At 69.5% G+C, this 15,197-nt stretch carries 9 protein-coding genes; 5 read left to right on the top strand and 4 right to left on the bottom strand.

Annotated features, from left to right (window positions below; all coding sequences use genetic code 11):
- Window positions 1–68 precede the first annotated feature (68 nt).
- From QFZ47_RS28635 to QFZ47_RS28645, 3 genes are read left to right on the top strand one after another with little or no spacing between them, the layout of a single operon-like run.
- Complete coding sequence (locus tag QFZ47_RS28635; RefSeq protein ID WP_307658840.1) at window positions 69–470, top strand: c-type cytochrome; 402 nt, start codon at window positions 69–71, stop codon at window positions 468–470.
- Window positions 467–1,423, top strand: coding sequence for a cytochrome c oxidase subunit II (locus QFZ47_RS28640; protein WP_307658841.1), 957 nt, complete (start codon window positions 467–469; stop codon window positions 1,421–1,423). Before QFZ47_RS28635 ends, QFZ47_RS28640 begins: the two co-directional genes overlap by 4 nt.
- Entirely contained in the window at window positions 1,420–3,951 is a 2,532-nt protein-coding gene (locus tag QFZ47_RS28645; protein ID WP_307658842.1) for a cbb3-type cytochrome c oxidase subunit I, read from the top strand. The genes QFZ47_RS28640 and QFZ47_RS28645 overlap by 4 nt, the downstream gene beginning before the upstream one ends.
- Window positions 3,952–3,957: 6 nt before the next feature.
- Here the strand turns inward: QFZ47_RS28645 and QFZ47_RS28650 are convergent, their stop codons facing one another.
- Window positions 3,958–4,818 carry a class I SAM-dependent methyltransferase gene (locus tag QFZ47_RS28650; RefSeq protein WP_307658843.1) on the bottom strand — a complete coding sequence of 287 codons (861 nt, stop codon included), beginning with the start codon at window positions 4,816–4,818 and terminating at the stop codon, window positions 3,958–3,960.
- A gap of 74 nt (window positions 4,819–4,892) precedes the next feature.
- Between QFZ47_RS28650 and QFZ47_RS28655 the strand changes: the two genes are divergently transcribed.
- Window positions 4,893–5,333, top strand: coding sequence for a helix-turn-helix domain-containing protein (locus tag QFZ47_RS28655; protein WP_307658844.1), 441 nt, complete (start codon window positions 4,893–4,895; stop codon window positions 5,331–5,333).
- Between the two features lie 155 nt (window positions 5,334–5,488).
- Entirely contained in the window at window positions 5,489–5,827 is a 339-nt protein-coding gene (locus QFZ47_RS28660) for a PRC-barrel domain-containing protein (protein ID WP_125964896.1), read from the top strand.
- 267 nt (window positions 5,828–6,094) lie between these two features.
- Here the strand turns inward: QFZ47_RS28660 and QFZ47_RS28665 are convergent, their stop codons facing one another.
- From QFZ47_RS28665 to glgX, 3 genes are read right to left on the bottom strand one after another with little or no spacing between them, the layout of a single operon-like run.
- Window positions 6,095–11,191 (bottom strand): malto-oligosyltrehalose synthase, encoded by a 5,097-nt coding sequence (locus QFZ47_RS28665; protein WP_307658845.1) that lies wholly within the window; start codon window positions 11,189–11,191, stop codon window positions 6,095–6,097.
- Window positions 11,184–13,016, bottom strand: a complete 1,833-nt coding sequence (treZ, locus tag QFZ47_RS28670) for a malto-oligosyltrehalose trehalohydrolase (protein ID WP_307658846.1) — start codon at window positions 13,014–13,016, stop codon at window positions 11,184–11,186. Before treZ ends, QFZ47_RS28665 begins: the two co-directional genes overlap by 8 nt.
- The gene (gene glgX, locus QFZ47_RS28675; protein WP_307658847.1) at window positions 13,013–15,178 is read right to left on the bottom strand and encodes a glycogen debranching protein GlgX; all 2,166 of its coding nucleotides are present in this window, start codon (window positions 15,176–15,178) and stop codon (window positions 13,013–13,015) included. The genes treZ and glgX overlap by 4 nt, the downstream gene beginning before the upstream one ends.
- Window positions 15,179–15,197 lie beyond the last annotated feature (19 nt).

Genomic DNA, 15,197 nt, shown 5'->3' on the forward strand with positions numbered 1-15,197 from the left:
GCATTGTCCGACGCGCACCAGCGCCGCCGTGTCGGCGCAAGCCGCATTCCGATCCGCAGAATCGCGCCATGGTGGCCGCCCCGTCACGTCGCGCTGTGTGCCCGCTCGCCCTGCTGGTGCTGGCGATGCTCGCGGGCGGATGCACACCGCAAGAAGAAGACGGCCCCGCCTTCGGCCAGGCACCGCCCGCACAGCGCGAACGCGGAAGGCTGCTGCTGGCCCAGTACCAATGCGGAAGCTGCCACGCCATTCCCGATGTGCAGGCGGCGCGCGGCCGCACCGGCCCCACGCTCGCCGCCTTCGGCCGCCGCAGCTACATCGCCGGCCAGGTGCCGAACGGCCGCGACGCTCTGGTGCGGTGGATCGTCGCGCCGGCCGCGGTGGTGCCGGGCACCACCATGCCGGCCATGGGCGTCTCGCCCGAGGATGCGCGCGACATGGCGACCTACCTGCTCGCGCTCGAACGATGAACGCCACGAGCACGGGCCTGCCCCAATCCGCCCTGCGGGCTGCCGGGCCCGTCGCGCAAACGCTGCTCGAAGTGAGCGCCGTGCTGGTGGTGGGCGGTGCGTTGATCTTCGCCGGCGTCATGCTGCTGCTGGCCTTCGCCATTCGCCGGCGGGGCGGCGGCAAGGTGAACACGCGCTGGTGGCTGCTCGGCGGCGGGCTTGTCTTTCCGACGGTGGTGCTTTCGGCGCTCTTCGTCTACAGCGAATTCCACCGGCCGCCGTGGCGGCCCATTCCACCGCCCGGTGCGCTGATCGTCGGCGTCACGGGCCACATGTGGTGGTGGGAGGTGCGCTACCGCGACCCCGCCACCGGCGCCGAGGTGGTCACGGCGAACGAGATCCGCATCCCGGTCGGCCGCCCGATCTATTTCGGCCTTGGCAGCGCCGACGTGATCCACAGCTTCTGGGTGCCCTCGCTCGGCGGCAAGATGGACATGCTGCCCGGCCGCGTGCAGCACCTGCAGCTGCAGGCCGACCGGCCCGGCGTCTGGCGCGGACAGTGCGCCGAATACTGCGGCGAGCAGCATGCGCGCATGGCGCTGCACGTGGTGGCGGAGGAACCCGCGGCCTTCGACGCATGGCTCGCGGCGCAGGCCAGGCCGGCGGCCGCTTCGACAACGGCGCCGCCGCGCGAGATCGAACGCGGCCGCGAAGCCTTCCTCGCGCACCGGTGCAACGCCTGCCACACGGTGCGCGGCGTGAGCGAGGAAAGCCGCCTCGGGCCCGACCTCACCCACGTGGGCAGCCGGCTGCACCTGGGCGCCGGCACCGTGGCGAACGAGCCCGCACAGCTCGCTGCATGGGTGGCCCACACGCAGCAGCTGAAACCGGGCGCACGCATGCCGTCTTCCGGCGGGCGCATCGGCGAGGCCGACCTGCAATCCATCGCGGCCTGGCTCGCGCAACTGAAATGACGCAAGTTCTCGACGAAGCCCCTTCCAGCCCACCGCCGCGCCCCGCGGGCGAGCGCGAGGCGCTCGAGCGCGCGTGGCGCCCGCCCACCGGCTGGCGGCATCTCTCGGCGGTGAACAACACGCGCATCGGCGTGTTCTACATCGCCACGGCCATGCTCTTCTTCGTGCTGGCCGGCATCCTCGCGCTGATGATGCGCACGCAGCTCGCGGTGCCCGACAACCGCCTGATCGATGCCGCCACCTACAACCAGCTCTTCACGATGCACGGCACCGTGATGATGTTCCTGTTCGCGGTGCCCATCGTCGAGGCCGTGGCCATCTACCTGCTGCCGAGCATGCTGGGCGCGCGCGACCTGCCCTTTCCGATGCTCTCCGCCTACGCGTTCTGGGCCTATGCCATCGGCGGCATCGCCTTCTTCTGCACGCTGTTCTTCGGCGTATCGCCGGACGGCGGCTGGTTCATGTATCCGCCGCTCAGCGGCAAGGAGTTCTCGCCCGGGCGCGGCGCCGACTGGTGGCTGCTGGGCATCGGGTTCATCGAGATCTCGGCCATTGCGGGCGCCATCGAGCTGATCGTCGGCATCCTGTTCACGCGCGCGCCCGGCATGAGGCTGATGCGCATGCCGATCTTCGCCTGGGCCATGCTGGTCACCGCGCTGATGATCGTCATTGCGTTCCCCGCCGTGATCGCGGCCACCATGCTGCTGGAGCTGGAGCGCGCGTTCGACTGGCCCTTCTTCATTCCCGCGCGCGGCGGCGATCCGCTGCTGTGGCAGCACCTGTTCTGGTTCTTCGGCCACCCGGAGGTCTACATCATCTTCCTGCCCGCGGCCGGCATGGTGTCGATGATGGTGGCCGCGCTCGCGGGCACGCCGCTGGTGGGCCACCGCGCGGTGGTGCTGGCGCTCATCGGCGTGGGCGCGGTGAGCTTCGCGCTGTGGGTGCACCACATGTTCACCGCCGGCCTGGGCAACCTCTCGCTGCTGGTGGTGTCGGCCGCGAGCTTCATCGTCGCCCTGCCGAGCGGCGTGCAGGTGTTCGCGTGGATCGCCACCTTCTGGCGCGGCCGCGTCGTGCTCGATGCACCCACGCTGTTCCTGCTGGGCTTTCACTTCATCTTCGTGCTGGGCGGCCTCACCGGCGTGATGGTGGCGGTGCTGCCTTTCGACTGGCAGGCGCACGACAGCTACTTCATCGTCGCGCACCTGCACTACGTGCTGATCGGCGGCATGGTGTTTCCGGTGTTCGCGGGCTTCTACTACTGGGCGCCGGTCTTCAACGGCCACCGGCTTTCGGAGCGCTGGGGCCGCTGGGTGTTCGGGCTCATGTTCGGCGGCTTCAACCTGGCGTTCTTCCCGATGCACATCGCGGGCATGCTCGGCATGCCGCGGCGCGTGTACACCTATGCCGGCGACCTGGGCTGGAACGCGCTGAACATGCTGTCGACCCTCGGCGCCTACGCGCTGGCAGCCGGCGTGCTGCTCTTCATGGTGGATGCGGCGCGCACGCTGCGCCGGCCCCAGCAGGACCACGGCAATCCCTGGCGCGCGGGCACGCTCGAATGGCTGCCGCCGCGCGAATACGGCGTGCGCAGCATTCCGCAAGTGGATTCGCGCTATCCGCTGTGGCGGCAGCCCGCGCTGCCGCAGGAGGTCGAGGCCGGGCGCCACTGGCTGCCGGGCACGGTGTTCGGCGGCCGCGAAACGCTGGTGACCAGCCCGCGCGAGGCGCGGCCGATGCACCTGCTGCGCCTGCCGACCGACAGCTGGTGGCCGCTGGCGGCGGCGGCGGGCACCGCGGGCTTCTTCCTGCTTCTTACGGTGTCACAGACGCTGCCTGCGTTTGCCTGCGGCGTGATCGCGGTCGCATGCATCCTGCGCTGGCTGTGGGACTCCGACCGTCCGCCGCCGTTGGCCACAGTCGATGCGGGCCATGGCGTGCAGCTGCCGGTCGGTGCGCATGGCCGGGCCTCGCATTCATGGTGGGCCATGGTCGTGCTCATTGCGGTGGACATGACGATCTTCGTCTCGCTGCTGTACACCCACGTGCACCTGTCGATGGCCAGCGACGTGTGCCCGCCGCCTGGCGCCGCGCTGCCGCCCATGCGCTGGCCGCTGGGCGCGGCGCTGCTGCTCGCGGCCGGCTCGGCGGCCATGGCGCTGGCCACGCGCAAGCTGCATGCGGCGCATCCGCGCGGCCAGCGTTGGCTGCGCATGCTCGCAGCGCTGGCCATGGCCTGCGCTGCCGGTGCGGCCGCGCTCGACATCGGCGGCCATCAGCTCGCCGGGCTCGATCCGCGCGCGCAAGGCTGGAGCGCCTCCGTCGGCATGCTGCTGGGCTACCAGGCCTTCCACATCGCCGTGCTGCTGCTGATGGGCGGCTACCTGCTGGTGCGCTCGTGGGCGGGCCGGCTGCAGCCCGCGGCCCGTGCGACCCTCGACAACACCGGGCTGATGTGGCATTGCGTGACGGTGCAAGGGATCATCGGGGCGCTCGCGGTGCAAGGCGTGCCGCGGTTGCTGGGCTGAGAATCGCTAGGCGGCTGATGCGGAAAGTGCCTGGGCGTTGATCATCCAGCAGGCGGCGGTGAAGCGAACTTCGCTGCCGTGCACATAAGGCTCGAACGCCGTACGCACGGTTTCGATGACCTGTGCGCGCGTGGGCTCGTCCGCCTCCTGAAGAATCAGGCCAACCGGACCGAGCCGCGTGAGATAGCCATGCAGCGCCTTCTCGGGCAATGTGCATTCCACATCGATCGGCCGGATGTCGATGCCGGCCCAGCCGCTCTCCTCCAGGATCGAAGAAATCCGATCGCAGTCCGCAAAGGAGAACTGTCCCGGCGCACCCGTCTTGCGCGCCGGCAGATTCGGCAGCAGCGGTGCGGCGGCGCGCTCGGCCGTCGTCATGAACGGGTTCTCCGCGGCGCTGCGCCATGCGATGGCCCGGAGCGCGGCGCCATCCTTCGCGGCATGCCGCAGGTTCGCGAAAGCCTGCACCGGGCTGTCGAAGAACATCACGCCGAAGCGCGAAACGATCAGGTCGAAGCTCGCCGGTTCGAAGGCCTGTCTCTGCACGTCGCCGCAGATGAAGCTTGCCGGCGCGCCCGCCCGTTCGGCACGCGCCCGGGCGGCGGCAATCATCGGCTCGGAAATATCGGCGCCGACGCAATGCCCCGCGGCGCCGAGCACCTGTGCAATGGCCAGCGTGGTGGCGCCCGTGCCGCAGCCGACGTCGAGCACCCGGCGCGCGGACGCGGCGCGCGCCTCGTCCACGAGCAGGTTCTCGAACGGCGCGAACAACCGGTCGAGCGACTCCTGCGCATCGACCCAGGCGCGGCCTGCACGGCCATTCCAGAGGGCGGCTTGCTCGTTGTCTTGCTGCTGCGCGATGTCCATGATGGTTGGTCCTTGGCTTGCCTGAAGAGGCGGAGGCTAGACTGTGCAACTTCAAGTCGACTTGAGGTCAAGAGATGGCGGCACAACATCTGGACATCGCCCAAGTGGCACAGCAATCCGGCGTCCCCGCATCGACGCTGCGGTTCTACGAGGAAAAGGGGCTCGTCGCCTCGACCGGCCGGCGCGGCCTGCGCCGCCTGTTCGATGGTGGCGTGCTGGAACGCCTGGCGCTGATCGCCGTGGGACGCGCCGCGGGCTTCTCGCTCGACGAGATCGCACGCATGTTCGCACCCGGGGGCGGGCCACGCATCGACCGGCGGATGCTCGCAGCCAAGGCGGAAGAACTCGACCGCACCATCCGCAAATTGAGCGCCATGCGCGACGGCCTGCGGCACGCCGCGGCCTGCCCCGCGCCCAGCCACATGGAATGCCCGACCTTCCGGCGCATCGTGCGCGCAGCGGCTTCCGGAGCGATTGGCGCGCGCGAAAAGAAAGCGCCCCGGCTGCCCAGGTAGGCACCGCCTCATGCGGCGCCCGGGTGCCAGACAGCCTCCTACAACACGACGGTCTCTCGGCCGATGCGGCGGAAATTTTCCAGGTCGAAAGTTGCACTCCTGGGCACTGCAATCTATGCCGTCATCCCCCAGAGATGCCGGCCGGAGACTATTCCATGGTGAGCGCCAATCCAGTCATTTCGTCGGAACGTGTCGAGGGGACATCCGTCTACAACACGTCGGGAGACAAGCTAGGCAGCATCGATGAACTCATGATCGACAAGATCTCGGGCCAGGTCCGCTATGCGGTGCTGGAGTTCGGCGGGTTCCTGGGCATGGGCACGGACCGCTATCCGCTCCCCTGGTCCATGCTGAAGTACGACACCTCGCAGGACGGCTATGTGGTGCCGTTGACCAAGGCGCAGATCGAGGGCGCGCCGAAGTATGCGAGCGACCGGGTGCCCGAATACGACGATGCGTACAGCGGGACGGTGGACAAGTACTACGGGCTCTAGGAGCCCACGGCCGCAGGCCCCGGACACGGCGGCCGCGGCCGCCGGACGATCATTCGCCGAACCAGAACACGAGCCAGGAGGACAAGGCAGTCAATGTGGTCAACAGGAGCAACGCATCCATCTGGCGCAGCCAACCACGGCGATACAGTTGGCCCAGGCTGAACAGCATTTCGGTCTCCTCGCAGGGTTGGCCCCTTTCCTGCAGTGTTGCTCCGGCGACTGTTTTCCGTCAACTACGGGGATAGTTCAAACAATTGCGCTTCCAGATCAACGTGCGTCTCCGGCTTGGCGGACGGGATTCGCGGGTTTCAAGGCCGCCCAGGGCATGAGGCAGAAGGCCTCCTCGAGCCGCACGGCGTTGCCGTCGACCACCAGCGCATTCCCCGTCAGCAAGTTCTCCCACCCCTTGCCTGCGGGCGCCTCGGGCAGCACCACCTTCGTCCCCCGCCAGGCGGCCGCGGCCGGAAGCATCGGCGCGGCGCCTTCCAGCCCGCTGCGTGCCATCCCGGCAAACAGCCGCCCCGCCATCACCACCAGCGTGCGCCCTTCGTGCCTGCGCGCAAAGGCCACCACATGCCGCGCCAACGGCCCTTCGACCGCCAGCCCTTCATAGCTGCCTTCGCGGAAAAGCTCCGCGTGCTCGCGCCGCATCGACAGCAGCCGCCAGATGAACCAGAGCTTCGCGCGGCCGTCGTGCGGCGCCTCGGCAAGTGCCTGCACGCGCGCTGCCTGGTCAGGCTCATCCGCCATCGCCCGGAGTTCTTCGAGCCGCCGGCTGCGCAGGTCATAGTCCACCGGCCGCCGATTGTCAGGATCGACCAGGCTCAGGTCGACCAGCTCGCTGCCCTGATAGAGATCGGGTACGCCGGGCGAGCCGTACTTCAGCAGCGTGAGCGTCAGGCCGTTCCAGGCGCCGAACCACGACAGGCGATCGGCCAGGCGCTGGATGTTCGCAAGGCATCCGTCCTTCGACAGGTCCGAAAGAATCCGCTGCACCATGCCTTCGAGCGCCGCTTCGTACGGCGCATCGGGCTGGGTCCACCGCGTGTGGAGCTTGGCTTCGCGCGCGGCCTTCTGCATGTACTGCCACACGCGCGCGGCGTAGGCCGGCGCGCCGGCGGCATCGAGCCCGCCGAGGGGCAAGGTGCCGAGCAGGGTCTGGTAGAGCAGGTATTCGTCGGCACGTGAAGGCGCCGCGCCCGCCGGCTCGCCGCCGCGGCAGAGCGCATGCCAGCGCGCGAGCGCATCGCGCCACTCGCCGGGCATTTCGGAGAGCACGTCGATGCGGTTGCGCACCTCTTCCGATCGCTTGTTGTCGTGCGTGGAGGTCGCGAGCATGGTGTGTGGCCAGTGCAGGGCGCGGTCGGCACTGAGCAGGTGGAACTCGGGCACGTCGAACCCGAAATGGTCGGGCTCGCCACCCACCTCGTTGAGCGAACTGAGCGGAAAGTAGCGATAGAACGAGGTGTCCTCCACGCCCTTGGCCGCGACCGGCGCGCTGAACTGCTGGAAGCGCATGGCGAACCGGCGCACGCGCTCGGCCAGGCCCGCCGGTGAATGCGCGGCCGCGGTCTCGCCGCGCAGCGAGCGGCGCACGAAGGCGAAGACGGAGCGGTCGGCATCGACGCTCTGGCGCTCGGCCGCCTCGGTGGCGGCGTCGATGAAATGCGCGTCCTGCGCGGAAGGCGCATCGACGATGTAGGTGCGGTAGACCGGCATGCAGGCCGCCACTTCCGCGAGCGCGCGGCGCAGCGCGTTGAGCGTGTAGTCGCGCGTGCCGCGGTCGGCCCGCGCGATCCTGAGCAGCTCGCTGGAGAGCACGTTCAGTTCCGACGACAGCGCATTGCGCATGACCTCGCGCTTGCCCGAGCGGGCCACGGATTCGAAGTCCTGCGTTTCGCCGGTGAAGCCATGCCAGGCCTGCCGCAAGGCCTCGGCCGCGGCGGTGTCCACCAGCACGCCGTTGGCCACGTTGGCAAAGCGATAGCCGGTGGTGCCGTGCACATGCCATTCGATCGGCACCTCTTCTTCGGCAGCGGCGATCTTCTCGGCGACGACGTACAGCGGGCGCGGCGGCCGGCCGTCGGGGCCGTTGCTGGCGGGCAGCACGATGCCCGCCCGGCGCGCATAGCCTTCCTGCAGCTGCCGGAAGTAGCGTGCGGGGTCGTACAGGCCATCGGGATGGTCGATGCGCAAGCCATCCACCGTGCCAGCCGCGGCAAGGTCGAGTGCGAAGGACTGCGTGGCCTCGAACACCTCGTCGCGCTCCATGCGCACGGCCGCCAGGTCGTTGATGTCGAAGAAGCGCCGGTAGTTGATCTCGTCGGCCGCCACGCGCCAATACGCGAGGCGGTAGGCCTGCATGTCGATGAGCCGGTGCAGCTGGTCGCGCGCCTCGTCGGAGGCCAGGTTGAATTCGGCCACCGCTGCCAGCACCGCACGCGCCAGCGACGGATGCGCCTGCGCCAGGTGCGCGAGGCGGGCCTTGAACAGTTCCGTGTCGCGCACGCGTTCCGTGCACTCCGAAGGCGTTTGCGCGCGGCGCCCGGGCAAATGGCCGAAGGCCGTCGAGAGGCTCGCGAGTTGCGCCGCAAGCGCGGGCTCCTTCAGATGCTGCAGCGCCAGCGCAAGAACCACGGGGTAGCTCTCGGGCGCCAGCGGAAACCGGTGGTCGAAATAGCGCAGCGCAAAGCTGCCCTGCGCCGCTTCGAAGTGCAGCGCCAGTTCCCCGCTGGCGAGCACCTCGCCGTAGTGCCCGCCGAGCACCGGCAGCAGCACCTTGCCGGCCAGCTCCTTGTTGAGCGGCTGCCAGTCGATGTCGAAGTGGTGCGCGAACAGCGAGGCCGGGCCGTTCTCCAGCACGTCCATCCACCATGCGTTGTCGGCGCCGAGCACGCCCATGTGGTTGGGCACCATGTCGAGCAGCTGTCCCAGCCCGTGCGCCTGCAGCGCCGCGACGAAGCGCGCAAAGCCTTCGGCGCCGCCGAGCTCGGGGTTGATCTCGGCATGGGCCACCACGTCGTAGCCGTGCGTGCTGCCCGCGCGGGCGCGCTGGATCGGCGAGCAATACACATGGCTCACGCCGAGCTGCGCGAGGTAGGGCAGCACGCGGATGGCGTCGTCGAAGCCGAAGCCCTTGTGGAACTGCAGCCTGTAGGTGGCACGTGGCACGCGCGCCTGCAGCAGCGGCGGCGCGGCGTCCGCGCCCGGGCCGCGGCGCGGGCGCGCGGTGCGCAGGTGTTGCGTGAGCCCCAGCATGGCCTCGCTCGCCGCCAGCTCCTGCACCGTCGGCGCCAGCTTGCGCCGCCAGTTGGGATGCGTGTCGGTGGTGCCGGGCATGTTGGCCTGCTCCACCTCGCCAGCCACATCCTCGAGCTGGAACACCATCAGCGCCGACGGGGCCGCGGCAAGAAACGCGTGGATCGCCTGCATGATCCGCGGCGACGGCGTTGCGAGCGACAGCGCCTGCGCCGCCTCGTCCGGCGACAGAAGCCCGGTCTCCCGCACCGCCAGCATCAGCCGAATGCGCTCCTGCGCGCGGCCCAGCAGCTGCGCATCGAACAGCCGCGGATCGGGAAAGAGCCCGAGCGCCAGCCGCAGCCGAAGGTCGTGGCCCGACCACCAGCCCGCGAGCGTGGCGAGATCGTGCGTGCTGATGGCGACCAGCGCGGCCGGCGGATAGGCCGCGGGGGGCGTGAACCCGCCGTCCTGCTGCTTCTCGAAGTAGAGCAACCGGTAGGAGAGCACGTCGGCACGCGCGAGGGCTTCGCGCATGGCGTCTTCCACCGTGCCCAGGTCCTCGCCCACGACCATGCAGCGATGGCGATGGCTTTCGACCGCCACGATGGCCAGCATTTCGTCCACCGGATAGCGCACGTACGCGCCATCGTGCGGCGAACGGCCCGGCGGAATCCAAAACAGGCGCATCAGGCCCATCACATGGTCGATGCGCAGCGCGCCCGCATGCCGCATGTTGGCGCGCAGCATCTGCACGAAGGGCTGGTAGTGATGCGTGCGCAGGTGGTCCGGACGCAGCGGCGGCAGGCCCCAGTTCTGCCCGGCCGGGTTGAACTCGTCGGGCGGCGCGCCAATGCTGGCGCCGACCGCAAAGCAATGCCGCGCGGTCCAGGCGTCGGAGCCGCCCCGGTCCGCCGAGACGGCCAGGTCCAGGTAGAGGCCGATGCCCATGCCCAGCGCGGTGCAGCGCTCGCCAGCGCGCGCGAGTTGGTGCTCGGCCACCCATTGCAGGTACTGGTGGTACTGCAGGCGTTCCGCATGCTGCACCGCGAAGGCCCGCACCTCGGGCGAATCCACCTGTCGATAGGCTTCGGGCCATGCGAGCCAGCCCCAGCACTGCGGGTCGGCGGCGGCGAAGTGGGCTTGCAGGGTTTCGAAGAGCGCGTGCTGGCGCAACGGCTCACCATGCGCCGAGACAAAGGCCAGGAAGGCCTCGCCTCTTGCATCCGGCGCGCCGGCCGGCGAAAGATGTCGCGCGCGGAAGTGCTCGAACAGCAGCTCCAGCACCTCGAACTTGGCGGCGGCCACGCCGGCATGGTCGACCAGCGGCGCGGCCCGCAGCGCCGCCAGCCGCCCCTGGAACTCGGGCGATTCCACGTGCCGGCGCGCGGCCTCGCAGGCGGCGAAATCGTCCACCGCCTCGACATCGATGTACAGCACGTTGATCCATTGCCGCGACGACGGGCTGTAGGGGCTGGCGCGCGGCGGATCGGTCGGGAACAGCGCATGCAGCGGGTTCAGCCCGATCACGTCGGCGCCCTGTCCGGCCATGCGGTCGATCAGCGCCTCGAGGTCGCCGAAATCGCCCATGCCCCAGTTGCGCGGCGAGCGCAGCGCGTACAGCTGGAGCGCCGGCCCCCAGACGCGGCCGCCACCCTGCACGGCGGGCGGCCGGTAGCAGCGGCCGGGCGAAGCGATGAGCATGGTCTCGCCGGCCAGGCCGTCGATCTGCAGCCAGTGATAGCCGGGCGCGAGCGGCTCTGCCAGCTGCAGCGTGCAGCTGCCATGCGGCCACGGCTGCGCATCGGCTTCTCCATGGCGCGAACGCCCTTCCTCGTCGCGCAGCCGCCATCGAAGGCGGCCCGGGACCTGCGGCAGCTGCAGCGACCAGTGCGGCGCGTGCGCCTCCACCACCAGCACCGGCGGCATGGCGGGCGCGGACGAAGAACCGGCCTCCTCGCCGATCGCGCCACCCGCCTGCACGCCGAACTCGGCCAGCAGCGCGGCCAGGTTCCCGGGCGTTGCATGGCGAAGCGTTCCGAAGGCGTCGTGGTAGGTCGCGGAAATGCCGCAGCGCCGGCACAGGCGCTCCAGCGCATCGTCGGTCCATTGCCCTGGTTCAGCCACCAGCCATGTCCTCCAGCGTGGCATGCACGGCCCCGCGCTCGAGCTGCAGGCCCGCCGCATCGGCCACGATGCCCCAGCTGTAGAGCAGCGCGCCAGCGGGCGCGGCGGCTTCCGCGGCAGGCTGTGTACCGAAATTCGCGAGCAGATGAAGACGCTTGCCCGACAGCTCCCACTGAACCCGGATGACGCCCTCTTCGCAGCCATGGCTTCCCGCGCCGAGCGCGCCGGCCAGGTGCGGCACCAGCAGGCGATGGCGCACGTCGAGCAGTTGCTGCACCTTGCACAGGTGCGCGAAGTGCGCCCGCGTGCCGCGCTCGCGCCAGCGCAGCTTCGAGGCCTGGAAGGTCTCGGCGGCGTTGGGATCGGGAATGCGCGCACGCGCCGCTTCGTCGGCAAAGGCGGCGAAGCGGCCGAACTCCGCGCGGCGCCCTTCGGCGACGGCCGAGGCCAGTTCGGGGCCGAAATCGCAGAAGTACAGGAACGGCGACGAAGCCGCGAATTCGTCGCCCATGAAGAACATGGGCACATGCGGCGACAGCAGCACGCAGGCCAGCGCGGCGCGCACCAGCACGGGATCGCCCAGCGCGTGGATGCGCTCGCCGAACGCGCGGTTGCCGACCTGGTCGTGGGTCTGCAGGTAGGACACGAACGCAGTCGACGGCAGCTGCGTGCTGGGTTCACCACGCGGTTCTCCGCCGCGGAATGCCGATGGCTGCCCCTGGTAGACGAAGCCTTCGGCGAGCGCGCGCGCAAAGCCGGCTGCAGCGTCGTCGGCGTAGTCCGCGTAGTAGCCGTCGCGCTCGCCGGTGGCCAGCACGTGCACGGCGTGGTGAAGGTCGTCGTTCCACTGCGCGGTGCCCGCGACAGGCAGGCCATTGCCGTCGCGCGCCAGCAGCGAGGCCTGGTTGGCGTCGTTCTCCAGCACCAGGTGCACTGGCCTTTCGCGCGCCGGGCCGGCGTTCAGCGCCTCGCGGATCTCGCGCACGATGTGCATGGGCGAGGCATCGCGAATGGCATGGATCGCATCCATGCGCAGGCCGTCGAAGTGGAACTCTTCCACCCAGTACAGCGCGTTATGGATGAAGAAGTCGCGCACGGTGCGCGAGCCCGGGCCGCCGAAGTTGATGGCCGAGCCCCACGGCGTGTGCTGCGCCGCATCGAAGAATTCGGGGCAGCATGCATGCAGGTAGTTGCCCTCCGGCCCGAAGTGGTTGTAGACCACGTCGAGCAGCACCATCAGCCCCAGCGCATGCGCGGTGTCGACCAGTGCCTTGAGGTCGTCGGGCGATCCGTAGCTGGCATCGGGCGCGAACTGCAGCACGCCGTCGTAGCCCCAGTTGCGCGCACCGGGAAAATCCGCGAGCGGCATGAGTTCGACCGCGGTGATGCCGAGCTCCGCCAGCTCGCCGAGCCGCTCGCGTGCCGCCTGGAAGGTGCCTTCTTCGGTGAAGGTTCCCACGTGCAGCTCGTAGATCACGGCCTCGTGCCAGGGCCGCCCGCGCCAAGCGGTGTCGGTCCACGCGAAGCGGCCCGGATCGACGATCCGGCTCGGGCCGTGCACGTCCTGCGGATTGAAGCGCGAGGCCGGGTCGGGCATGGTGGTGCCGTCGGGCAGCCGGTAGGCGTAGCTGTCGCCGTGGCCGGCTTCGGCGAGCGTGAGGCGGTGCCAGCCGTCCGCGCTGCGCTGCATCGCATGCGACGAGGCGGCTCCTCCGGCCGGCGTGTGCACGAGCACGATGCGGTCCATCGACGGCGCCCAGAGCGCAAAGTCCACACCGCCGCCGTGCACCGTGGCGCCGAAGGGCATGCGGTGGATATGGCTCATGGCCGCACATCCGGCCGGCTCAGCACCACCAGCGAGCGGCACTGCAGCGGATAGGCGGGCTCGGACCAGGCGGGCGCGAGCGCGGCCACGTCCTCGGTGGCGGGCGGCGGCGTGCCGCTGGCGGTGTCGAGCAAGAGCCGCCATGCGCCGTAGGGCGCGGCCGGCAGCGTGAACGAGATCTCGTCGTGGTGCGCGTTGAACAGCACCAGAAAATCGTCGTCGTGCAGCGCCTCGCCGCGCGGCCCGCGGTCGGCGATGCCACCGCCGGACATGTACATCGCAAGGCAGCGCGCGTTGGCGTCGCTCCAGTCCTCGGGGCGCATCTCGGCGCCGTCGGGCCTGAGCCAGACCACGTCGGTCACGCTCTCGACCTCCGAGGGCTTGCCGGCGAAGAAGCTGCTGCGCCGGAACGAGGGGTGGGCGCGCCTGAGCGCGATGGTGCGCTCCACGAAGGTGACCAGCGCCTGCCGCTCGGGCGTGGGCGTCCAGTCGATCCAGCTGATGTCGTTGTCCTGGCAGTAGGCGTTGTTGTTGCCGTTCTGCGTGTGGCCGCGCTCGTCGCCGGCCAGCAGCATGGGCACGCCCTGCGACAGAAGCAGCGTGGCCAGCAGGTTGCGCTTCTGGCGCTCGCGCAGCGCGGCGATCTCGGCGTCCGGGGTCGGTCCTTCCGCGCCGCAGTTCCAGGAGATGTTGTGGTTGCTGCCGTCGCGGTTGTCCTCGCCGTTGGCCTCGTTGTGCTTGTCGTTGTAGGAGACCAGGTCGTTCAGCGTGAAGCCGTCGTGCGCAGTGATGAAGTTGATGCTCGCGTTGGGCCGCTTGCCTGACCAGCCGTAGAGGTCTTCAGATCCGGTGAGGCGCTTGCCGACCTCGCCGATCACGCCCGAGTCGCCTTTCCAGAAGCCGCGCATGCCGTCGCGGTAGCGGTCGTTCCACTCGGCCCAACCGAGCGGAAAGTTGCCCACCTGGTAGCCGCCGTGGCCCAGGTCCCAGGGCTCGGCGATGAGCTTGACGCGGTTGAGCGTCGGGTCTTGCCGGATGGCGTCGAAGAAGCCGCCCAGGTTCTCGACCTTGCCGGCCTCGCGCGCCAGCGCCGAGGCCAAGTCGAAGCGGAAGCCGTCGACATGCATTTCCTCGGCCCAGTAGCGCAGCGAATCCATCACCAGCTGCAGCGCATGCGGATGCTCCAGGTTGACGGTGTTGCCGCAGCCGGTGAAGTCGTCGTAGTAGCGCCGGTGCTCGGCATTGACGATGTAGTAGGACGCGTTGTCCACGCCGCGCATCGAGAGCGTGGGCCCGAGTTGGTTGCCTTCGCAGGTGTGGTTGTAGACCACGTCCAGGATCACCTCGATGCCGGCCGAGTGCAGCGTCTTGACCATGGTCTTGAATTCCTTCACCTTGCCCGAGGCGCTGTAGCGCGTCTCGGGGGCGAAGTAGGCCAGCGAGTTGTAGCCCCAGTAGTTCTGCAGGCCCTTCTCCGCCAGGTGCCGGTCGTTCAGGAAGCTGTGCACCGGCAGCAGCTCGATGGTGGTCACGCCCAGGCGCTTGAGATAGTCGACCACGGGCGCGCAGCACAGGCCGCCATAGGTGCCGCGCAGCTCGGGCGGCACGTCGGGGTGGCGCATGGTGAAGCCGCGCACGTGCAGCTCGTAGATCACCATGTCCTGCCAGGGTACCGAGGGCCGGCGGTCGTCGCCCCAGGTGAAGGCGGGTTCCAGCACGCGGCCCTTGGGCACGAGCGGAGCGCTGTCGCGGCGGTCGAACGACAGGTCTTCGCGCTTGCTGCCGACCGTGTAGCCATAGAGCGCGTCGCCCCAGCGCAGTTCGCCCACCAGGTCTTTCGCATAGGGGTCGACCAGCAGCTTGTGCGGATTGAAGCGATGGCCCTCTTCGGGCTTGTAGGGGCCGTGCACGCGATACCCGTAGGCCTGCCCGGGCCGGGCCTCGGGCAGGTAGCAGTGCCATACGCCGTCGGTGCGCTCCCGGATCGGGATGCGCTGGATCTCATGGCGGCCCTTGTCGTCGAAGAGGCACAGGTCCACGCCTTGCGCGTGCTGAGAAAAAAGCGCGAAGTTCACGCCCTCCCCGTCCCAGTTGGCGCCCCTGGGATAGGGGCGCCCCGGCCAGACGGCCGAGATCGAATTGCGTTGGCTGCTGCGTGTCATCAAATTGGATGTGGGAGAA

The sequence above is a fragment of the Variovorax paradoxus genome, assembly GCF_030815975.1.
Taxonomy (GTDB): domain Bacteria; phylum Pseudomonadota; class Gammaproteobacteria; order Burkholderiales; family Burkholderiaceae_C; genus Variovorax; species Variovorax paradoxus_N.

Bases quoted from the DNA above. Each gene is read 5' to 3' on its own strand.
- QFZ47_RS28635 (WP_307658840.1), top strand. From the start codon at position 69: ATGGTGGCCGCCCCGTCACGTCGCGCTGTGTGCCCGCTCGCCCTGCTG.
- QFZ47_RS28640 (WP_307658841.1), top strand. From the start codon at position 467: ATGAACGCCACGAGCACGGGCCTGCCCCAATCCGCCCTGCGGGCTGCC.
- QFZ47_RS28645 (WP_307658842.1), top strand. From the start codon at position 1,420: ATGACGCAAGTTCTCGACGAAGCCCCTTCCAGCCCACCGCCGCGCCCC.
- QFZ47_RS28650 (WP_307658843.1), bottom strand. From the start codon at position 4,818: ATGGACATCGCGCAGCAGCAAGACAACGAGCAAGCCGCCCTCTGGAAT.
- QFZ47_RS28655 (WP_307658844.1), top strand. From the start codon at position 4,893: ATGGCGGCACAACATCTGGACATCGCCCAAGTGGCACAGCAATCCGGC.
- QFZ47_RS28660 (WP_125964896.1), top strand. From the start codon at position 5,489: ATGGTGAGCGCCAATCCAGTCATTTCGTCGGAACGTGTCGAGGGGACA.
- treZ (WP_307658846.1), bottom strand. From the start codon at position 13,016: ATGAGCCATATCCACCGCATGCCCTTCGGCGCCACGGTGCACGGCGGC.
- glgX (WP_307658847.1), bottom strand. From the start codon at position 15,178: ATGACACGCAGCAGCCAACGCAATTCGATCTCGGCCGTCTGGCCGGGG.